This window comes from Ferdinandcohnia sp. GQ5 (genome assembly GCF_059759275.1).
In genome coordinates this window covers 131,227-148,383 of sequence record NZ_JCAXEW010000009.1, presented here as the reverse complement: position 1 = coordinate 148,383, position 17,157 = coordinate 131,227, and the positions used below count along the sequence as shown (strand labels likewise).

General features: G+C 38.1%; 15 protein-coding genes. All 15 read right to left on the bottom strand.

Annotated elements, in window-relative coordinates; translation table 11 throughout:
• Nucleotides 1–214: 214 nt before the first annotated feature.
• Nucleotides 215–952 (bottom strand): 3-oxoacyl-ACP reductase FabG, encoded by a 738-nt coding sequence (gene fabG / locus AC6CHV_RS12950; protein WP_498079011.1) that lies wholly within the window; start codon nt 950–952, stop codon nt 215–217.
• A complete protein-coding gene (gene phaZ / locus AC6CHV_RS12945) occupies nt 949–1,860 on the bottom strand; it encodes an intracellular short-chain-length polyhydroxyalkanoate depolymerase (protein WP_341332414.1) in 912 nt (303 codons plus the stop codon). Before phaZ ends, fabG begins: the two co-directional genes overlap by 4 nt.
• Nucleotides 1,842–2,873: a 3-oxoacyl-ACP synthase gene (locus AC6CHV_RS12940; RefSeq protein ID WP_498079031.1), complete on the bottom strand. Its 1,032-nt coding sequence runs from the start codon at nt 2,871–2,873 to the stop codon at nt 1,842–1,844. Before AC6CHV_RS12940 ends, phaZ begins: the two co-directional genes overlap by 19 nt.
• 12 nt (nt 2,874–2,885) lie before the next feature.
• Nucleotides 2,886–3,065 carry a hypothetical protein gene (locus AC6CHV_RS12935; RefSeq protein WP_121445486.1) on the bottom strand — a complete coding sequence of 60 codons (180 nt, stop codon included), beginning with the start codon at nt 3,063–3,065 and terminating at the stop codon, nt 2,886–2,888.
• A gap of 12 nt (nt 3,066–3,077) precedes the next feature.
• Nucleotides 3,078–4,085: a branched-chain amino acid ABC transporter permease gene (locus tag AC6CHV_RS12930; RefSeq protein WP_341332415.1), complete on the bottom strand. Its 1,008-nt coding sequence runs from the start codon at nt 4,083–4,085 to the stop codon at nt 3,078–3,080.
• Between the two features lie 4 nt (nt 4,086–4,089).
• Nucleotides 4,090–4,950: an ABC transporter permease subunit gene (locus AC6CHV_RS12925; protein ID WP_121445488.1), complete on the bottom strand. Its 861-nt coding sequence runs from the start codon at nt 4,948–4,950 to the stop codon at nt 4,090–4,092.
• Nucleotides 4,951–4,981: 31 nt separating this feature from the next.
• Nucleotides 4,982–5,689: an ABC transporter ATP-binding protein gene (locus AC6CHV_RS12920; protein ID WP_440272894.1), complete on the bottom strand. Its 708-nt coding sequence runs from the start codon at nt 5,687–5,689 to the stop codon at nt 4,982–4,984.
• Nucleotides 5,673–6,440: an ABC transporter ATP-binding protein gene (locus AC6CHV_RS12915; protein ID WP_440272893.1), complete on the bottom strand. Its 768-nt coding sequence runs from the start codon at nt 6,438–6,440 to the stop codon at nt 5,673–5,675. Before AC6CHV_RS12915 ends, AC6CHV_RS12920 begins: the two co-directional genes overlap by 17 nt.
• A gap of 66 nt (nt 6,441–6,506) precedes the next feature.
• Nucleotides 6,507–7,760, bottom strand: a complete 1,254-nt coding sequence (locus AC6CHV_RS12910) for an ABC transporter substrate-binding protein (RefSeq protein ID WP_498079010.1) — start codon at nt 7,758–7,760, stop codon at nt 6,507–6,509.
• A 97-nt stretch (nt 7,761–7,857) separates the two neighbouring features.
• Nucleotides 7,858–8,862 (bottom strand): 3-oxoacyl-ACP synthase, encoded by a 1,005-nt coding sequence (locus tag AC6CHV_RS12905; protein WP_498079030.1) that lies wholly within the window; start codon nt 8,860–8,862, stop codon nt 7,858–7,860.
• A gap of 69 nt (nt 8,863–8,931) precedes the next feature.
• A complete protein-coding gene (locus tag AC6CHV_RS12900) occupies nt 8,932–10,416 on the bottom strand; it encodes an o-succinylbenzoate--CoA ligase (RefSeq protein ID WP_498079009.1) in 1,485 nt (494 codons plus the stop codon).
• 15 nt (nt 10,417–10,431) lie between these two features.
• Entirely contained in the window at nt 10,432–11,037 is a 606-nt protein-coding gene (locus AC6CHV_RS12895; RefSeq protein ID WP_341332420.1) for a TetR/AcrR family transcriptional regulator, read from the bottom strand.
• Between the two features lie 109 nt (nt 11,038–11,146).
• The gene (locus AC6CHV_RS12890) at nt 11,147–14,383 is read right to left on the bottom strand and encodes a winged helix-turn-helix domain-containing protein (protein ID WP_498079008.1); all 3,237 of its coding nucleotides are present in this window, start codon (nt 14,381–14,383) and stop codon (nt 11,147–11,149) included.
• Between the two features lie 123 nt (nt 14,384–14,506).
• Complete coding sequence (gene lepB / locus AC6CHV_RS12885) at nt 14,507–15,067, bottom strand: signal peptidase I (protein WP_121445496.1); 561 nt, start codon at nt 15,065–15,067, stop codon at nt 14,507–14,509.
• 27 nt (nt 15,068–15,094) lie between these two features.
• The gene (locus AC6CHV_RS12880; RefSeq protein ID WP_341332422.1) at nt 15,095–15,715 is read right to left on the bottom strand and encodes a TVP38/TMEM64 family protein; all 621 of its coding nucleotides are present in this window, start codon (nt 15,713–15,715) and stop codon (nt 15,095–15,097) included.
• Between the last annotated feature and the right edge of the window lie 1,442 nt (nt 15,716–17,157).

The window sequence follows — 17,157 nt, the reverse complement described above, 5'->3', positions numbered from 1 at the left end:
TTTCTTTCAACATTCCTCTCTGATTTGTCCGTGAGCGAGGCTTTCAGAGACATTTCTTTCAACATTCTTCTCTGATTTGACTATGATCAATGTTTTCTATTCAACCAACTATCCATGAACTTCTCCGTTCCGCAGCTCTCTATTCGTCCTTATTCCAACAAGTATCTTTCACTTACAAAAAAAATTAGGGGCTAACAAGCCCCTAATTTACAACTTACATCATAATCCCACCATCAACATGCAAGGTTGTACCGTTCACATAATCGGCTTCATCGGAGGATAAAAATAAATACGCATTGGCGATATCCGATGGTTTCCCCAGTTTTTGAAGTGGAATCATTTGCTTTAATTGATTGATAACTTTTTCAGGCACGGTTGCCACCATTCCTGTTTCAATAAATCCGGGTACAACTGCATTGACGTTGATTCCTTTTCTGCCAAGTTCTTTTGCCCAGGTTTTTGTCATCCCTACTACCGCGGCCTTGGATGCTGCATAATTTGTTTGCCCAACATTACCGTATACACCCGTTACAGAAGAAGTGGAGACAATTTTTCCTTTACCATTTGCAATCAGATGTGGAACCACTGCTTGTGTGCAATTGAAAACGCCCGTTAAGTTCACATCAATAACCTTTTGAAAGTCCTCCTGAGAAATCTTTGTCAGCATTGCATCGCGAGTAATTCCCGCATTGTTTATTAAAATATCAATCTTACCAAATCGCTCCATTACAGCAGCGACCATTTGATCGACGCTGTTTCTATCTGCAACATCGACCTGAAAAAACTCTACATCTGCACCTTGTTCCTTCAGTTCTTTTGCTCTTTCAACCCCCGTTGTATCATAATCTGTTAAAGCAACCTTCGCACCCTCGCGTACAAATGTAATAGCTGCTTCTAGCCCAAGTCCATTTGCCGCTCCTGTGATGATTGCTACCTTATCCTTTAATCTCATTTTGCAGGCTCCTTTTGTTCGATAAATTCATGTATATGTTTTAATAACAAATCTAGGTTATCAATTAACGGAGAATGTCCACAGTCTGCTAATTCAATAAATGTTCCTACTTCACCTAAATCCTCAACTATTTCTTTTGTCATTTTATCTGTAATCACCAGGTCTCTATCACCACGTAAAATTAAGACTGGGATTTTAATCTTTTTCACAAGACCGTTTCCCTCAACCAATCCGTTATGATATTCACTGATATTATATTTATTTAATGAATAATAGACTTCAGCTAGATTTCTTTGTGTTAACATATCGTCTAAATATTCGTCATAATGATTCTCATCAGGCAAGTTATGGGTATAAATTAAAGCATTCCAAATCAATTTTAATACTTCTTTATTTCTAGTGTCATACGCATTTTGAATCGGAATAATTCTAAGTGGATCCTTTAAGATATCCTCATAAGTTTTAAGCCTCTTTGAATAATCCTCTTTCCCCTCTGAATTAACCTCATAAAGCGCAATACCTCTTGTTGAGACGGACTCCACTAATATCAACTTATTACAATATCCTGGATAATCCGCTACAAACTGCATTCCTACAGTACCACCAGTTGACCAACCAGCAATGATAAAATCTGATAAGCCTAATTCATCAACAAATAATTTGATATCATCAGAAAAGTCCTTTATCGATTGTATGGGCTTGTTATATGAGGATATTCCAAATCCTCTCATATCAACAGCGATAATTTTGTAATCGTTATCAATTTTATCAATTAATATATCCCAGTGCTTTGACGAAGTCATGTTACCATGTATAAGTAAAAGAACCTTTTCGCCACCCTCACGTTCCCGATATCCTAACGTTTCTCCATTTGCTAGATTGACAGTTTTCAGTTCGATAGCTGGCATGAACAATCCCCCCATTTTATTGCCGTGGCCCCCCACGCATATCCAATTCCTGCACTCACTAACACAACAAGATCTCTTTCTTTTATTTTACCTTTTTTTTCCGCTATTTCCAAAGAAAGAATTTGATCTATTTGACCGATGTGCCCATACTCATTTAGATAGATTGATCGCTCCTCAGATAGGCCTAATTCCTTTAACACGTAATCATGGGCTGATTTCTTCATGTGAAGTATACCTAAATAATCAATATCTTTCTCTGTATATCCACTTTTTTCTAACGCAGTTCGAATAACTTTAAGAAAGTTTTGCATGGACTTTTCTTCAAGCCGCTGCTTCATCCCCTCTGGGTCAAGGACATCGAGCATGTTTAATTTTTGCTCAAGCGCCTCTTTTGTGATTGGATTTTTTGTCCCCCCTGCTACAACGACAACATCCTCAGAAAATGTGCCATCTGTAATAAGATGACTTTCAAGGACGTGATTTTTTTGTACACCTCTTTGTAAAAGAATTGCACCTCCACCAGCTCCTAAATTATACATAAAACGAGTTCTCGGATTCTCGTAATCAATGAAATCTACATTGCGATATCCACCTGCAAGTAAAACCGTTTTAATAGAATCATCCGATCTCATCATATTCTTAGCCACTTTTAAAGCCATGATTGTCGTACCACAGCGCATCGCAACATCAAACCCCCAAGCATTAACAGCACCAAGCTCTTGTTGCATTTTAATTGCAGCTGTCCACAAGGGATATTCCTTATGTTCCTCACCAATATAAATGATTAAATCGATATCCAGTGGACTGATCTTGGCTTTATTTATAGCTTCTCTTGCTGCAATTATTCCCATTTCACACGTATGGTCATCAGGACCGGGAATTGGCTTTTTCAATATGCCCAGTTTCTTTTCAACAATTTCCTTTGGTATCCCGCTCCTTTTTGAAATGTCTTCTCCAGTTAGAAAATCCTTCGGAATATAAGTTCCTGTACTTATAATTCCAACTGATTGCAAAGTCAATGTGAGTCACTCCTCTATTACACGTTTCATGTACTGAACAGCATCATCTAAATCGGTAACAACTACTTCATCTTCCCCTTGAACATGGCTTACCTTTATCCGCCATTGCTTTTTCATTGTCTCACTATCTACATGAATTAAGGCACAACGGACAACGAATGAAGTTATGGTTTGATTATCATTCATGACCCTCTCTCCTTAGCCAGCTATTTTTTCTTTATCGACGTCTTTCGTTTTATTCGTTCCTTTTCTTTTATAAAACCACGATTTTACAGTTCCGACGATTCCCATTGGGAAGAACATAACGGCTAAAATATATAAAATGCCAAAGAAGATCATCCATCGTTCAAAAATCCAATGAACCTTTGCGAGTCCTGTTAGCCAATGATGGGCAAATTCAATTAGTCCCGCTCCAATAATTGCCCCAACAAGCGTCCCTACTCCACCAATGATTGTCATGAGAAGAGCATCCAATGTCACATCGAGCGCGAATACTGAAGTATTTACAAAACGTAGTGTAAGAACATACATGGAACCAGAAACACTTGCGATAACACCAGCTACAATACTTGCTATGATTTTATAATGAATCACATTGTAGCCTAGTGACTCTGTCCGAGGCTCATTTTCACGGATAGCTTGAAGAACTCTCCCTAGAGGAGATTCTGTGAATCTTTTTAATACTAAAAAGACAACAATCATTAGGATTAATGTAATAAAATAGAGAGTCATCCGATCTTTAAAGACATCCGGGATACGAAAGGTAAATCCGTCATTCCCCCTTGTTAACGACCTCCACTTTTCAGCAGCTACTAAAAACAATCCTGAGAATGCCAACGTCAGCATCGCATAAAAGTGACTTTTTAACCGTAATGAGAGTAAACCAACAACATAACTTAAAATGGCTGCCAGAATCATCCCAACAATAATCGAAAGTAGAAAAATAGGAACTGTTGGTTCAAAGCGATCTAACAGAATTCCTGTCGAATAGGCACCTATTCCAAAAAACATGGCATGCCCGAATGAAACAATCCCTGTAAAACCTAGTAAGATATCATAGCTCATTGCAAAGACAGCAAAAATAAAAATTTGTGTAAATAAAATTAATATACTTCTAGTATCATTGATAAATGGATAGCATAGAAGAAACACAGCTGCTGCAATGTAGATAATATTAGCTTTTGAAGAACCAGTAAGAAGCTTCATTTCCTCACCCCTTTGCACCGAATAATCCTTGTGGTCTAAAAATTAATACAACGGCCATTAGAAGCATATTAACTGCTAGTGATAATTCTGGGACATAGTAGGCCATGAAGGATCCCGATAACCCTACTAGGATTGCTGCAAACAGGGAACCTGTAATACTTCCCATACCACCAATAACAACGACAATAAATGCGAGTATTGCAAATTCCATTCCCATCTCTGCATAAATTTGGCCGGAGTAGGGTCCTAGTAATACACCACCTAGTGCTGCCATAGCTGCACCTACCATAAAGACAAGCATAAAAATCCTTTTAATATTGATTCCAAGTGACTGAACCATTTCCTTGTTAATTACACCGGCACGAACAATTAATCCGATTTTTGTATTTTTAAGGATATAGTAAATGAGGAAGAAAACTAGAAATCCAATGAATATGATAAACAGCCGGTATTTGATTAAAATCACCCCGCCAAACTCCCAGCTCCCACTTAAATATTCAGGGGTTTTCGCACTCAATTGGTTCGGTCCCCAAACTACCTTCAACATTTCAGAAAGAACGATCATAACCCCTAGCGTTATCAAGATTTGCTGAACATGATTTCCATATACAGGAGTAACGATGAATTTTTCCATAAGTAAGCCTAGAATAAGACCGGTTATTAGTGCAGTAATAATTCCGGCAACAAAGCTTCCAGTTTGCCCATATGACCAAACCCCTGCATAAGCTCCCCAGGCAAACAAACCTCCATGTGCAAAGTTTAGGACATCCATAAGACCAAAAATCAAGGTTAACCCTGCCGCAAGTAGGAATACTAACATACCTGTAGCAAGGCCGTTAATCGTTAAGTTGATGATTGCTTCCACAAATTTTTCCTCCTTTCGCAAATGTTTCCGACTAAGCAATTCCTAAATATTGTTTACGGAGATGTTCATTTTCTTTTAACTCCTTCATTTCACCATGATGTACGGTTCTTCCATCGTCAATAATAAAAAAGCGATCCCCAATCGTACTTGCCATGATAAAGTTTTGCTCCACAAGAACAATTGTCGTTTTTGACTTCATCTCTTGAATGGATTCCATTACTTTTTCAACAACAATTGGTGCTAGTCCCTTACTTGGTTCGTCAATGAGCAATAAGTCATTGTTATTGACATATGCTCTGGCAATTGAGAGCATTTGTTTTTGTCCACCACTCAGGTTTCCACCCTTTCTTTTCCAGAACTTCTTCAAATCTGGAAACAGATTCAAAATATAATCTAGGCGCTCCTTCGTTTCTTCATTCTCCTTTTTGATTGCAACTTTCATATTTTCTTCTACAGTCAACTCCCCGAATATACCTTGGTCCTCAGGGACATAACCAATTCCTTTTGTGGCAATATGGTAGGTTGCTAAACCCGAAATGCTTTCACCATTAAATTCTATTTTTCCTTTAGCTGGAGGATTAAGTCCCATTATCGACCTTAAGGTAGTTGTTTTGCCTGCACCATTTCTGCCTAATAAAACGGTAACCTCTCCTTTTTTAGCCTCAAATGAAATGCCTTGAAGTATATGAAATTGATCGATATAGGTTTCAATTCCCTCAACCTTAAGATGCAGTGTCATCGTACAAACCTCCTAAATACGCTGATTGAACTGTTTCATTGTTCATGATTTCTTCAGGTGTTCCATCAGCAAGTAATCTGCCGTTAAATAAGACCATCACACTATCAGAAAGATCAAGAATCATATCCATTTTGTGTTCAATCAAAATGATTGTGCGATTCCCTTCCTCCTTAATTTTTTTGATAACTTCTAGGATTGCAGGAACCTCCTCAAGTGACATTCCTGCAGTTGGTTCATCAAGTAATAGAACCTCCGTCTCCAATGCTAATAACATAGCTATTTCTAACTTGCGTTTTTCACCATGTGCAAGGTTTTTTGCAATTGCATCAGCTTTATTATCAAGAAGAACAAGCGATAATATCTGTAATGCCTTTTCTTCGAATTGTCGGTATTTACGGAAGTGCTTAAACATTTGGTAGCGAACACCAGCTACCGATTGAACGGCTAATCGTACGTTTTCAAGTACCGTCAGATTTGGAAAAACATTAGTTATCTGAAAGGAGCGACCGATTCCTTTACGTGTACGTGTTGTTGGAGATAAATTTGTAATATCATCTCCTTTTAAAAGAACTTGGCCAGCAGTCGGTGTAAGCTGACCACTTAATAAATTGAAAAAAGTTGTTTTGCCAGCACCATTGGGACCAATAATTGATTTGAAGTGGTTCGGAGGAACTGAAAAATTCACATTATCAACAGCGATATGACCTCCAAAAGCAATTGTCAGGTTTTTCGTTTCAATAATATTCATCACGTTTCTTCACCTCTTTTTTCTAAAAGTAAGCTTCGGTAGTAATCCTACCGAAGCTTATCGTTCAAATTAGTTGCGAACTGGCGGAGCAGTTTCTTCTGGGCTTAACTCTCTCATTAAGACCGGAACTGGATAATCGACACCATCAACCTTTTCCAGGCGAATCGCATATAAAGTTTGAAGAGCTTGGTGATCCTCTTCACGGAATGTCATTTGTCCTTTCGGTGTATCAAAGCTCATTCCTTCCAATGCTTCGATTAGCTTATCTGCATTTGTATCGCCATCTGTCTTCTTAATCGCTTCCACAATTGCTAAGGCAGCGGTCATTCCTCCAGGTGTAAATAGGTCAGGAACCTCACCATTAAACTTTTCTTTGTGCTTTTCTACTAACCAATCGTTAATCTCATTTTTCGGAAGCTGATGATAGTACACTGTGAATCCTTCCATTCCAACTAACGCTTCCATTGTTGCAAGTGCTGGGATATCTGGAGCACCTGTCGATATTTTAATTCCATTTTCTTGGACTTTCATATCTGCAATTTGGTTCCACGGTGAATTTGCACCTGCCCACACAACAAATAAATAATCAGGCTTTGCTTCAATAATCTTTTGGATATTTGAAGTAAAGTCAGTTGCTGCAGGATCTGCATATTCCTCATGGATAATCTCAGCACCTAAATTTTCGGCGGCCTCCTTAAAGGCTGCAACTCCATCTCGACCGAAAGCATAATCTGGTGCAAGGGTTGCAATTTTAACCCCTTCTTTTGCAATCGCTGCAGCGCCTGCAACCGCATCCTGTGATGAATTACGGGCTGTTCTAAATATATACTCATTCCAGTCTGCACCTGTAATACTGTCCGCTGCAGCTGGTTCAACAATCATAATCTTTTCATATTCTTCAGCTAATGGAAGAACTGCTAATGTATCTGCTGAACTGGATGATCCAACTAAGAAGTCAACTCCGTCTTCCTCAATTAACTTTGTAGCCTTTTGAATTGCAACTTCTGGTTTTGTTTCAGTATCCTCTACAATGAATTGGATCTTTTGGCCATTTACTTCCATTGTTCCGTCTGTGGCGTACTCTAGGCCGAGTTCAAATCCTTGTGTTGATTGCTTGCCGTAGGATTCAAGCCCACCACTTAATGAAGCAAGCACACCGATTTTAATTGGATCCTTTGTTTCTTCTGCCGGTTTGCCTGAGTCACCTGAGCTTGGATTCTCTTCTTCTGTAGTCGATGATCCTGAGCTACATGCTGCAGCAATCACCATCAGCATGGCAAGCATGCTTAAAAAAAGCATTTTACGAAATGAGAACTTCTTCATTTTTCCTTCCCCCTTATGTTCGTTGAAACTGTAAAACCTTGCATTCATCGTACTTGAGGATAGTTACAACTGAGTTACAAGTTCAATTTAGAATTTTTCAGCCACCCTTCCATTGAATAACAGTAGCAGCCCATGTATAACCTGTTCCTGCACTTACTGCAACAGCTATGTCCCCATTAGATAACTTACCTTGCTCTTTTGCAAAATGAAGACCAATACATGGGTCAAGTGCTGACATATGTCCATGATGTTCTAAATAAATTGTGTTTTCTTCTGGTATTTGTAATGTTTGAAGTAGTTCTCTAAACATGGAGCGTTTCGTATGTAGAGGGAGAAGAACTTTTATATCATGTGGTGAATACCTGCTTTTTTTTAGTGCTTGACGAATCACTTTTTCAAAGTTTGGTATAGAGACAGGGTCAAGTCTTTTTTTCATACTTGTTGGATTAACAACATCAATATAATGTTGTCTATTCCTCACTGTTTCGAAGCTGGGAAACAGTTTAGATCCTCCAGCCGGTACACGAACATCTTCATAGAATGAACCGTCCGTGATTATTGAGCTTTCGAGAATGGCACTAGTGGTTGAATTTTTCTTAATCAATGCTGCTGTCCCGCCATCTCCAAAATTAAACATAAACCTGGAACGAGGATTATCATAATCAATAATTTGAGATTCTTTACTGCCCCCAACGAGTAAAATATTCTCAATTGTTTCGTCAGATCGAAGCATATCCTTTGCCACTTTTAAAGCAATTGGAAAACAAGAACTCACATTCATTAATTCAAATGCATATGCGTTTTTCGTTCCTAGCTCATATTGAAGCTTTGGGGCACATGACCAAACTAAATAATCCTTATGTGGACTCCCAAAATAGATAACAACATCGATAGATAAAGGATCTATTTTTGATACTATTTGTTTTGCTGCTGCAATTCCGAGGTCAGTTGCCTGCATTGTGTCATCAGACACATGTTTTTGATACAAACCGAACTTTTCAATGATAACTTGTTCAGGAATCCCTGTTTTTTTAGACAAGACTTCCGCTGTTTCAATTCCTTCTGGAAAATATACACTTGTTTCGTCAATTCCGATATTTATCATCCCAATACTCCTTTTGATGGAACCCTCATAACTGCTTTCCCTGTTATGACAAGTTCGCCTTTTTGATTAATATGAGATCACTAGCTGGTTCTTCTGAATTTTCCCGGTTGCGTTCCTTGGAAGTTGATCGATAAACACTATTTTTTTTGGAATCTTGTATCTTGCTAGAAACGTATTACAATATTCGATTATTTCATCTTCATTAAGTAAACTCTCTTTCTTTTTTACAACAAAAGCTACTGGAGTTTCTCCCCATTTCGCATCAACAACTCCAATCACCGCTACTTCTACAACATCTGCTATCTGACCGATTATTTGTTCGACTTCCAATGGATAAATGTTTTCTCCACCTGAAATAATCATTTCTTTTTTCCTACCCACGATATATAAAAATCCATCTTCATCAACCCTTGCTAAATCTCCAGTGTATAGCCATCCATCACGAAGAGCTTCAGCTGTGGCTTCCGGTTTATTCCAGTATTCCTTCATTACATTTGGACCACGGACAACTAGTTCTCCAACGTCTCCCCTATTAACAATTGAACCCTCTAAATTTATTAATTTATAATCACAATACATAACTGGCTTTCCAATCGATCCGATTTTCCGTTTTGCGTCCTCTTTCGAAAGCATAAATAATGTTGGTGATGTTTCAGTCATCCCAAAGCCTTGACCAAATAATAGCCCTTTTTCAAAAAAAGCTTGAATAAGTTGACGAGGACATGGTGCACCACCATTATAAAACCATCGAACAGATTGCAAATTTGTTTTTCCAAATGAAGGACTATGCAAAATAGCCTGATGAATTGTAGGAACGCCCATTACAATTGTCACTTGATGTTGCTCAATCATTGATAAAGCCTTCTCAGAATCAAATTTCCCCTCAGGTAAGACTATGGTCCCTCCAGTAAAGAGTGTCGGAAATGCAAATAAGCCAATCCCTCCAATATGAAACAGTGGAAGTAAAACAAGTGAACGGTCATTTGATGTGATATCAATTGCAGTACAATTATTAACTGCATTCCAAAACATATTACTTTGTGTTAAAACCGCACCCTTCGGTTTTCCAGTTGTTCCCGAAGTGTAACAAATTAAATAGGAAGCGTTTTCATTTATATCAACTGGAACATTATCATTCTCAGCTTTTAGATGTTGTATTGCGTCAATAGAAACTATTTCTTTCAGGCAAGTTTCCTTTTGCAAGGAAAATGATGTTTTTTGATAGATTTCTTCTGCAAATAGCACCTCTGTCCCACTGTCATTTAATTGATACATAAGCTCATTTACTGTTAAACGAAGATTTAGTGGGACAGCAATACATTCAATCTTTGCGATTGCAAAAAGCAATACAATGTATTCATATCTATTCTGAGACAAAATCGCAATTCGTTCCCCAGTTTTTATACCTAACTTGAATTTCAAGAAGAAAGCTAACTTATTTACATCTTGACTCAGGGTTTTATATGTGACTTGTTCCGTTTCTGTGATGATGGCAATACGCTTCGGATGTAATTCAGCTCTTTTTTCAATCCAATAAGCAATGCCTTGCATGATTTACACTCCTCTCTATTCTTTTTTAAGCCCTTCAAAAATGAGTGTCATGGCTGCTTCAAACGCCTCCTCTGGGACATCCTGTTGCTCCCAATACACCCATCTCATCCCAAGAAATTGACCAATTGACATTAAGCAATACGCTACCGTTTCTTGATCGATTTCTTTAAATTCCCCAACATTGATTCCAGCAGTAAGACTTTTTAAAAATCCATTTGCGAGTTTATCATAATACCAGCGATAAAGGTCTTTATCTACCACTACCGCTTGTTGAACAATACTATATAAATTTCTACGACTTTTTACCCAATTAAAGAAAGCCTTGAATCCTTTCCGTTGTGCATCTTCGTAATTGTTGGATTTACGCATTTCTTCTTTAATTGCTAAACGAAGTTCACGACTATATTGCTGAATTAGTTCGTCAAAGATATCTTTTTTTGAGGGAAAATAATTATAAAATGTACCTTGAGCAACTTTTGCTTCTTGCGAAATATTTACAATTGAAGTTTCATAGTATCCCTTTTGTCCAAATACCTCCTCTGCTGCGCGTAAAAGTTTCTCTCTTGTTTCTTGCCCTTTTTGTGTCAATACTTTTTCTTCTGACTTTATAATTTCTGACACCTGAATCACCTCTCAGTTTCTATTATATATACTTTTTTTGAATTTTACAACAATTAATTCAAAAAAAATAAACTACTATCATGTAGTAGTTTATTGGAGTTTCTTTTATCTATTTTTGTGTTTGAAGGACCATTTCGTACATTTGTTTTGTAGGTTGCATTGGGTCTACTCCTAGTTCTTCCTGCAATGCAGCTACACATTTTCTGTACCACTTGATTGCCTGGGGACGGTTGTTTTTATGATAATAGCAAAACATCAATAACCGATATGCTTCTTCCCATGTTCGATCCTTTTCTAGAATTTGTTCACACCAATATATGGCTTCTTCAAATTCTTCCGTTTGAACAAAACCTTGTGCAATGCGTTCAGCTCCCCGTAAAAATAATACTTGAAGCCTCTCCCTCTCACCCAAGCACCAATCTTCATATCTTCGGTTTGGTAAATAATCACCTTCATAGTATTCTAATGCCCGCCGTAAGCATTTGATAATCTGATCTGTATCCTTTTCATGCAAACCTGCATGGATCCATTCTTCGAATTCGATAATATCCAACTGATAGCCAGCTTCCTGATTCAACCCATAAGATGATCCTTCCCGTTGGATAAAAAAAGGAGTCGATCTAGCGACACGGTTTGGCTCTAATGCATTGTTTAATGCATTTAAAGCAACCTTAAAATCTCTTGCCGCTGCTGCTTCTTCATGCTCTGGCCAAAGCATCGCAAAAATTTCTTCGCGTGCAATCATTCGATTTCGCATCGTAACAAAGAACTCAAGCAACTCCTTTGCCTTTCCACGCTGCCAATCCGATTCCTCCACCTCTTGACTGCCAAGCCACACTCGGAATTTTCCTAAAGTTTGAATTCGTAATGTGTAACCAGGATGAGAGGTGATATTTGAATATCCTAAATCATTTAGCAATTGATTTACATACGGAAGATGTATTCCTTCCTTTTGAGCTTCTAGTAATAAAGGCACAATATTATATAAATCTAGCGGTCCAAAAGTCGTCCGTTTTGTTAGGATAAAATCATATCCTCCAACCTGCAATTTCTTGAGAAAGTTCATAATAAACCCTTTAAAAGCTTCTCGGTTCTTCTGATAAAAATAGAGAAATGCAAACCAAAGCTGCGTTAGTACAATTCCATATTGGTCACCACAATTTGTATACAAAGCCTCACATCTTGTTAAATATTGTTCAGCCTCTTCCCATTTTTCATTATGAACAGAAGAAATCCCCATGCATAATAAAATTAGTGCAGATAACCAAGCGTCCTTTACCTTTTCTGTCTCATCTAAGGCCCTATTACCATATTCAATGGCCCGGTCATATAATCCTCGATTTCCATTTAGAAGACATAAGCCCATTAATGGTTCTGCCTTTCCTCTTGATACATTTATTTCATCCATTATTTCAAGAGCTGTTTCATAGCATTGTGATGCTAAAGAAGAATCATATTTATCGAGTAGTTGCACCGCATGTCCCATCCGAATCCAGCCACAAGCCTCAACAAATGGTGCTTGAAATTGAACTCCTTGCTTTATCCCGGATTCTGCGAGTTCTTTTGCCTCTTGCCCATTTCCCATAAAGGCTTCGATTAAGGATAATAGTAGATCTGTTTCGCGATGAGATTGCTGTAAATGAATGGTTTTCTGATTTCTTTCAACCACTTTCTTTTGTGAAAGAATTTTTTTCGCTTCTACAAGTTTACCAGTTCGTAAATAAAGCCTAGATTCCAAGTTTCCATCTAATAGTGGAATATTTAGGCTTCTCCCTTTTTCAAACCATTTTTTCGCTTTATTCGCTTGGCCCGCATTTGCGAGATTTTCAGCCATTAATTGGTATAATCTACTTTTATCCTCATTTGAGGAGGACTCCTTTTCTTCAAGAGCCTCAATCGCCTGTAATAAATAGCGCTCGGCCTTTCCCGGTTGGATTGTATCAAGATAGATTCTCGCTTGTCCTTCATAGGCCTTACTTAAACTCCGAAGGTCTCTGGCAGACTCTGCTAGGTGTATTGTTTTTATGTAACAAGCCTCAGCCTCTTCATAGGAACACCGGTACCTCAATGCTTCCCCCTTATATAGCCATAATAAGTAATAATGACTCATAAGTGATTCTGGAATGCTTTTTATCCGGTCCAACAAACCCTCAAGTTGCCCGTTTTGAATCATTTTCTCTCCATAATGGTGGAGAATTTCTGCTATTCTCTCAAAATCTCGAATTGCCTCAAGATGATATATTGCTTGATTAAAATCACCAATTCGTTGATAATATCTTGCAGTTTGAATATGGAGGTTATAAAAGTGCCTATCATTCGTCGAAAATAGCCTTTGCTCAAGAAACTCCTTAAACAAAGCATGATATCGATACTGCCCTTCTCCAATCGAAAGTAAAAAAAGATTATGATCAGAAAGCTCCTTTAACATTTCTGCTGAACTTCGAATACCTAATACCTCATCACATACCTTTCCATTTACTTCCTCAAAAATGCATGTGTTCTCTAGAAATTGCTGGATCATTGGAGGTTGTTTCATAAATACCTCCATCGCAAGGAAACGGAATAACTCATCAAGTGTTTTTGATTTATTATTTAAAATCGATTCCAATCCACCGTCAGAAGAAAGCTGTTGGCGAATCATGCCAATCGCAATAATCCATCCTTCTGTTAGTGAAAAGATTTTTTCAATTTCTTTCTCAGTCATATCCCCTTCATACAAATCACTTAACAGTACTTCAACCTCATCATATGAAAACATAAGGTCCCGCTGCCTTATTTCTAAGAGTTCTTCTTTCACGATCATCGAAGTCAGGAAATCCCAGGAAGGTTTTTTCCTACTAGAGATTACAAGATTTAAATTGGGTGGAAGATGTTGAATCAACCATGTCATCCATTGGTCAATTGAAGAAGAATGCTGAATCAAATGGTAGTCATCGATGACGAGCATAATATTCGAATCTAGTATGGTAATTTCATTGATAAATAACGAGCACAGTGTTCGTATTTCTTCATCACGTACATATCTTTCAATATTTTCAACATAAAGCAGGAGTTCTGTTCCAAAACCTTGGTGGTTTTTGCGTATAGCATAGACCATATATATTAAAAATGGAATAATGTCATCGTCACTTGGTCCGACACTATACCAACATGACAACTTTTTTTGATCACGAATATAAGATGCAAGTGCAGTTGTTTTACCATATCCAGCTCCAGAATGCAGAATGGTTAGCGGATATCGTGGAATCGTTTTCATTTTTTTCATCAATGAAGGTCTTCTTAATATGGTGTCCTTTAAGTTCGGTGGAGTAATTTTTGTTTGTAGAACTTGTATCTTGGTACCCATCCCAAAACCCCCCTTCTTCTAAAATTGATAAATTTGGTACCATTTTATCATATCCAAGCTAAAAAAGAACTCGAATTTCGACTGAGTTCTTTGTGGTGGTATAGATGATTTATAAAGTTCTTCTTAGTGTAATAGTTCCATTTTGTCGAAAGGCCAGTATTTGATATTAACCTTTCCCACAACTTGTTCCATCTTTACAAAACCAAAATGGCGACTATCCCAACTGTCTATGCGATTATCGCCAATCACGAAAATATGATTTTCTGGAACAGTTGATTTTCCTGCCACTTCTTCAAGGGTAAAATCACCGGTTAATTGCCCAACGAATAGCTTCTTTTTAAAAGTATCTAAAAATGGTTCGGGAACACTTTTTCCGTTTACATATAGTACATCGTCACGATACTCGATATGATCACCTGGCAATCCAATAACCCGCTTTACAAAATCTTCTTCCTTATTTTTATGGAATACGACAATATCAAAGCGGTCAAGTTCTCCAATTTTCATCCCAAACTTGTTGACCATTAGAAGGTTTCCATCCTCGAGGGTTGGCATCATCGATTCACCCTCGACTATATAATTTGTAAAAAAGAAGGTTCGCAAAAAAACAACAATGATCAAACTGATTCCTAATGATTTAATAAAAGAAAAATGATGTTTATTCTTTGCTGGGGTTTCCTCCATCTACACTCCACCCTTCACTTTAGCATTTTATGCCTCATCTTCCGTAAGACGAGTCGGCTTAACTTTTAATCTTGCTTCAACCCTTTTACCTACAACCCATAGGACAAATATTATAACAACTACAATTATCGTTCGAACTGGCTGTTGAAAAAGAGCTCGTATATCATAACCTATGAAGCTAATGGTGAATATCATTACTAATTTTCCACATAAAACTGCTAAAACAAATTGAGGTGTACTTACTCTCGAAAGCCCGGCTACTAGATTGATTGCCGCTGATGGGGTAAAAGGAAAACATAATAGGAGGAATATTGGACCAAATCCGTGCCGTTCAACCCAGTTAATAAGGCCTTTCACTTTTTTATGGCGACTGACAAATGAAAAGAATCTTTTTTGACCATACTTACGAACTAGGAAAAAGACAAGGAGAGAACCACCAATTGCCCCTACCCATGAATACAAAAACCCAAGCCAAAGTCCAAATGCATTCGCATTCGCTACAACAAATGCAACAAGTGGTAGAAACGGGAGAAACGCTTCTAACATTGGAAGAAAAATTCCAGGCAATGGACCAAATGACCGATAATCCTTTAATAATTCTTCAATATTTTTTAGTGTAATGAGTTCTTTGATTGCTTCTATGTCCATAAGAATCTCCTTGTTAACTTACTACCTTTATTGTACACCCAATTGGGCATTACTACCAAAAATAATTTTCATATAGAAAAAGACACTAGAACTTAGATTAATGGATCCCGACTGGGTTGCAAACAGACCGGCTATCATTAAAAAATGCATATGATTTCTAATGTCAAATAAAAATAAAAATGATAGTCAAAAAGCTACGAAGAAATAAAATCTTCGGACAATCGAATTTAACTTAGTCACAGTTTTGTCTGAAGTTGAAATAGTTTCAGACAAAGGAACGGCACTTTTTACGTCGTTGTGTTTTAGTTAAGGGGACTTCGGACAAGGATGGGCACTTTCTCCTTGCTGTGTCCGATGTTTAGGGATCTTCAGACAAGGATCGGCACTTTCTCATTTGGCGAGTCCGAAGTTTAGGGAACTTCAGACAGGGAAAGGTACTTTTACCTTTGCTGTGTCCGAAGTTAAAGGAACTTCGGACAAGGATCGGCACTTTGACCTTTGGTGTGTCCGAAGTTTAGGGAACTTCGGACTGGATCAGCACTTTCTGCTTTGCTGTGTCCGAAGTTGAGATAGCTTCAGACAAGAATAAGCACTTTCTGCTTTGCTGTGTCCGATGTTGAGATAGCTTCAGACAAGGATCGGTACTTTCTACTTTGGCGAGTCCGAAGTTTAGGGAACTTCGGACAAGATTGGCACTTTCTGCTTTGTTGTATCCGAAGTTTAGGGGACTTCAGACAAGGATCGGCACTTTCAACTTTGCTGTGTCCGAAGTTTAGGGATCTTCAGACAAGGATCGGCACTTTCAACTTTGCTGTGTCCGAAGTTTAGGGATCTTCAGACAGGGAAAGGTACTTTTACCTTTGCTGTGTCCGAAGTTTAGGGATCTTCAGACAGAGAAAGGTACTTTTACCTTTGCTGTGTCCGAAGTTAAGGGAACTTCAGACAAGGATCGGTACTTTCTGTTTTGGTGAGTCCGAAGTTTAGGGAACTTCGGACAAGATTGGCACTTTCTGTTTTGCTGTGTCCGAAGTTTAGGGATCTTCAGACAGGGAAAGGTACTTTTACCTTTGCTGTGTCCGAAGTTGAGATAGCTTCAGACAAGGATAAGCACTTTCTGCTTTGTTGTGTCCGAAGTTTAGGGATCTTCAGACAGGGAAATGTACTTTCTGCTTTGGCGAGTCCGAAGTTTAGGGATCTTCAGACAGAGAAAGGTACTTTTACCTTTGCTGTGTCCGAAGTTTAGGGATCTTCAGACAAGGAACGGCACTATCTCCTTTGCTGTGTCCGATGTTTAGAGATCTTCAGACAGGGAAAGGTACTTTTACCTTTGCTGTGTCCGAAGTTGAGATAGCTTCAGACAAGAATAAGCACTTTCTGCTTTGCTGTGTCCGAAGTTTAGGGAACTTCAGACAGGGAAAGGTACTTTTACCTTTGCTATGTCC

What these genes read in the sequence shown, in the direction of transcription:
- fabG (WP_498079011.1), bottom strand. Translation starts at nt 952, where the DNA reads ATGAGATTAAAGGATAAGGTAGCAATCATCACAGGAGCGGCAAATGGA.
- phaZ (WP_341332414.1), bottom strand. Translation starts at nt 1,860, where the DNA reads ATGCCAGCTATCGAACTGAAAACTGTCAATCTAGCAAATGGAGAAACG.
- AC6CHV_RS12935 (WP_121445486.1), bottom strand. Translation starts at nt 3,065, where the DNA reads ATGAATGATAATCAAACCATAACTTCATTCGTTGTCCGTTGTGCCTTA.
- AC6CHV_RS12930 (WP_341332415.1), bottom strand. Translation starts at nt 4,085, where the DNA reads ATGAAGCTTCTTACTGGTTCTTCAAAAGCTAATATTATCTACATTGCA.
- AC6CHV_RS12920 (WP_440272894.1), bottom strand. Translation starts at nt 5,689, where the DNA reads ATGACACTGCATCTTAAGGTTGAGGGAATTGAAACCTATATCGATCAA.
- AC6CHV_RS12910 (WP_498079010.1), bottom strand. Translation starts at nt 7,760, where the DNA reads ATGAAGAAGTTCTCATTTCGTAAAATGCTTTTTTTAAGCATGCTTGCC.
- AC6CHV_RS12900 (WP_498079009.1), bottom strand. Translation starts at nt 10,416, where the DNA reads ATGCAAGGCATTGCTTATTGGATTGAAAAAAGAGCTGAATTACATCCG.
- AC6CHV_RS12890 (WP_498079008.1), bottom strand. Translation starts at nt 14,383, where the DNA reads ATGGGTACCAAGATACAAGTTCTACAAACAAAAATTACTCCACCGAAC.
- lepB (WP_121445496.1), bottom strand. Translation starts at nt 15,067, where the DNA reads ATGGAGGAAACCCCAGCAAAGAATAAACATCATTTTTCTTTTATTAAA.
- AC6CHV_RS12880 (WP_341332422.1), bottom strand. Translation starts at nt 15,715, where the DNA reads ATGGACATAGAAGCAATCAAAGAACTCATTACACTAAAAAATATTGAA.